At 38.7% G+C, this 4,208-nt stretch carries 4 protein-coding genes and 1 pseudogene; 4 read left to right on the top strand and 1 reads right to left on the bottom strand.

Annotated features, from left to right (window positions below):
* The 4 genes from AC33VI_RS23585 to AC33VI_RS23570 form a co-directional block, all read left to right on the top strand.
* Positions 1-583, top strand: a 583-nt coding sequence (locus AC33VI_RS23585) for a hypothetical protein (RefSeq protein WP_491784698.1), incomplete at its 5' end; no start/stop codon positions are given.
* A 128-nt stretch (positions 584-711) separates the two neighbouring features.
* Positions 712-1,086: a hypothetical protein gene (locus AC33VI_RS23580; RefSeq protein WP_491784697.1), complete on the top strand. Its 375-nt coding sequence runs from the start codon at positions 712-714 to the stop codon at positions 1,084-1,086.
* Positions 1,087-1,399: 313 nt separating this feature from the next.
* Positions 1,400-2,932, top strand: a complete 1,533-nt coding sequence (locus AC33VI_RS23575) for a methyltransferase domain-containing protein (protein ID WP_491784696.1) — start codon at positions 1,400-1,402, stop codon at positions 2,930-2,932.
* 30 nt (positions 2,933-2,962) lie between these two features.
* Positions 2,963-3,919: an NAD(P)-dependent oxidoreductase gene (locus tag AC33VI_RS23570; protein WP_491784695.1), complete on the top strand. Its 957-nt coding sequence runs from the start codon at positions 2,963-2,965 to the stop codon at positions 3,917-3,919.
* On the opposite strand, the pseudogene AC33VI_RS23565 reads toward AC33VI_RS23570, so the two are convergent.
* Positions 3,908-4,030: pseudogene (locus AC33VI_RS23565) on the bottom strand (3D domain-containing protein); the annotation flags it as partial. The gene AC33VI_RS23570 and the pseudogene AC33VI_RS23565 sit on opposite strands and share 12 nt — an antisense overlap.
* Between the last annotated feature and the right edge of the window lie 178 nt (positions 4,031-4,208).

Here is a 4,208-nt window from a genome sequence, read left to right as displayed (position 1 = left end):
CCAGAAATCAGGTATAACAAAGTTGCAATTGCAAATAGAAAAACTAGAAAAAGTAACACAATCTAGTTTGAGTTTTGAAGACAAACAGAATATTAGAAAAATCCGTAAGGTTTTATTTAGGAAAAAAATATCTTTATTTAGTCAATGTTTTTTTTGTTTTTTGGCTCTCACATTACTTTTTTTTAATCAACTTGATTTAATTGTGTGTTTATCTGTATTGTTTCAAGTTGTTTTGGGATTTTTAACATCAGTTGAAATAGACAAAGTAAACAATAAAATAAATGAATTAAGTAAAAATAATTATGTCTCAATTCAAAACAATCAACAATACACTTTTTTAAAGTATGTTTCTTCTATTATTGGAAATAATCTTGAAAGGATTTCTCCAAAGACTTGGAATCAAACAAGTGATTGTTTTTTTGATATTATTGAAACCTTTCCCGATGAAGTTAACAGATGGGAGAAATACAATCTTAAGCCTGTTGCATATCTTATACTAGCTTGGGATTTACGTGGATTTGCTGGCTATTACACCAAAACAGTGATTTCAAATGCGATCGCAACTCGAAGAGTTTCTAGTTAATGCCAAAAAGAATAAAAGCACCAATGCGCCAACATTAGTGCTTTCGATTAAAGCTTGTTAAAACCTGCGCCAACAGGAAATAACTTTTTTAATTTCAAAAATTAAGTTCCTCAAAAGGAGAAGAACCTATGTCTAATGATACACAAAATAATGACTGGATTGAAACTTTGGTGAAACCTCACCTCGGTAAATTACCGCCAATCTATGCAACCATAGTAACGATCTCTTTAATTGTTTTCGTTCAATACCCTAACTCTTCAATCTGTGAAGTTAAAGCTAACGAACCCGTTCAAAGCCAGCAATATAATAGCCGTGTAGACTACGAGCGATTGAATATCGAGATGAGTCAAATTGAGGTAGAGTCAATTTTAGGTAGGGGAATTGAAATCGAGAGATCGCATGATTCATCTACTTTAATTTGGCAAAACTCAGACGAATCATCAATTAAAGCCATCTTTGAAAATGGCAAGCTCATCAGAAAGTATCAAGAAGGATTAGAGTAAGCTATGAGTGTCTGAAAGGTTTTAGTATATCCATCGAACTAAAGATTAAAATCTCTTTTAGTATCTTTGCGTCTCTGCCCAGAGAACTGACCTGCGATTGCCCCGTTTCGCTCGGGGCTTGCTCCGCTTAGCTCGGAGTAAACGTCTTTGCGTGAGACTCTTTGACAGTCTTAATCTTTGCTTAAAATCATTTTTCAGGCATCTTCTCAATCCGTCTGCGAAATTTTTGAACTATCTCACGATAACTATATAGATCTTATTCGATGTAAATACCAGCAATAATCATAGGTTTTGATTAATTCGTGAGAAATTCATGCAAAGCAAACTCGATCGCCCTGTCAATAACCGTTCTGAGAAGATATCCCAACATCAACAAAAAGTAATCGAGCAATATGACTCAGACCAAGGCTGGCAGTTTTATCAAACAGTTATGGGAGATTTTGAATTTAATATCCATTATGGAATTTATGAAACTCCCTACGATCGCGTTGCCAAAGCATCAGAAAATACGATCGAGTTTATGCTGGGTTTAATTCGTCCCAAAGTCGAGTTGCTAGAAAACCCGCGATTTATTGATTTGGGTTCTGGATGTGGTGGTGTAGCGCACTACCTAGCCTCTAACTATGGATATCAAATTACCTGTGTGAATATTTGCCCAGAACAAAATCGGCGCAATTTATTACAGGCGAAAGCTTTGGGTATCGAGGATTTAATTACGATTGTCGAATGTAGTTTTGAAGAACTGCCTGCTGATTGGACAAATAGTTTTGATGTGGTTTGGAGTGAAGAGGCAATGTGCCATGCAGAAGATAAGCATCGAGTAATTAGAGAGATTAACAGAATTCTTTCTCCTGGTGGAGTTGGCGTTTTTACGGACTTGATGCGCGGGGAAAAAGTCACAACAGATGGAGAAACCAAGACATTTAGCGATCGCAATGCGGTTAGCAGCTTGGCATCTGTCAGCGATTATATGAGGTGGGGTTTTGCTGAAGGACTTAAAAACGTCAGCTATCACGATCTAACCAGCCATTTGGGAATTAATTTTCAAAAGATGATCGATCGCATAGATTGTTTCTGGCAACAGATGATCGATGGTAGCGTTAGCGAGACATACCTTAAAGAATTTCGTCAGTCTTTAGTAGATCGCCTCGACGCATTCCAAAATGCTTCTTTTGCTTGGGGTTGCTTTTATCTGACTAAAGCAATCGCAGTTCCCACTCAAAAACTACAAATCTTGCTTAGAGAACTCGATCTAATCTCTATTACACCCCTGCCTTTGACCCAAGAAAACTTAGGAGATTTGGGGACGGTTTTTGCTTGTGAAGATTGGGAACAGATTGAATTACCTCTAGTGCAGTGGAAATCTTCAAGCGATCGTCCCATATTAGCCGATCGAGGAATGAGTAAGTCTGTGGAAGGCAAAATGATTGTCGGATGGGATTGCGATTCTCTTTCCGCATACAACCAGGCGATCGATTATCGATGTCGCGATTTAGCTTATCGCGATCGCCAAGGAAATATCTATTTAGAATGGTTTGACCGACACGAAGCAGGGGGACAGGCATTTATTTGTCCCGAAAGCCAATTACTTTATGTAGTCGCACCACCTATCCCAAACCCCAAACCCCAAGATTTTCGAGCATTTATAAGCGATCGCAGTGATGGAGTCATGCTGAAACCCAATGTCTGGCACACCAATCCCATACCCCTAGAAGATTGCCAAGTCACCATTACCACCAAACAATGCGAACTTAACGCCACCGTAGATTGTCATCTAGCATCAGAACATCAAAGCTGGCTGAAAATTAGACTTCCTAATCCTCAATACCTCGAACAGTTAACTTAAGAACTACGGTTTTCAAACTAGACGCAGTTTATGTTTAAAATCTTCAGCACGGCATTAATTCCTCCAGAATCTTTAAAAACAATTCCCCAAGAATTTTCGGTGGATGTTTTTCCCCAAAAGCGTCCGATGGAATACGAAGAACTCTACGAAAAAATTGCTACTTCTCAATACGATGGACTCCTCTGCACCTATAGAGATCGTATTGATGCTGCTTTATTAAAATCGGCTCGAAAACGGCTCAAGGTTATTGCCACCATGAGTAGTGGAACAGATCGCATCGATCTGGCACAATGCCAAAGCGATCGGATTGAAGTTTATAACGTACCCAATGCCACTACTAATGCTGTAGCCGATTATGGAATCGCCTTACTGTTGCTGGGAGTGCGCCGATTAGACCTCGATTTACAACCCAAAAGCAATTGCGAACCTTGGTATTATATGGGCAATTTAAAAGGTTTTTCCTTATCCCAACTAACTATTGGGATCGTCGGTTTGGGTCATATCGGTACGGCAATTGCCCGTAGGTTGAGGGGGTTTGACTCGCGCATCATTTACTATTCCCCCCACCGAAAAAGGAATGTAGAGCAAAAATATGGGGTACAGTTTGTTTCTTTTGAAAAATTGCTAGTCGATGCTGATGTCGTAATTGTCTGCTGTTCTCTTAATTCAGATACCCAAAATTTATTTGCTTTGGATACCTTTAAGAAGATGAAATCTTCGTCTATTTTGATCAATATTGCTCGCGGGGGAGTCTGCAATCACAAGGATTTGTATCGCGCCCTCGCTTCTAATAGTATTGGTATGGCTCTTTTGGACGTAACCGCTCCCGAACCTCTTCCTCTAGCTCATCCTTTAAATCAATTAGAAAATTGTCTGATTTTCCCTCATATTGCTACTAATGTACGGGATAGTCGTATCGATCTCTGTAACTCAGCACTGAAAAAAATCTATAGTTTTTTGACAGTAGAAAGACAATTATTTAAGTAATAAATAAAATAAATTACCGCTACCATTTAGTCTTCCCGCTCTTTCTCCTGCTATTTCACCACTACCCAGAAAAATATCGACTCTTCCTGCCCCTTTGATAGCACTAGTGGTATTAGATTTAATGTAGCGACAAACCAACAGGAAAACCCATGTATATTTTCTAGATAGAGCGATCGCCGATTCTCGGTTTCACCAAAAGCGTGCAAGAGCCTATTTATTTATCGTTGAAGTTTACACTTACTTTTACTGAGGGCAATAAGGAATTAAATAGTTATGTTTAAAGAATCCT

Source organism: Waterburya sp., from assembly GCF_058530065.1.
This window is presented reverse-complemented; position numbering and strand designations above follow the sequence as displayed.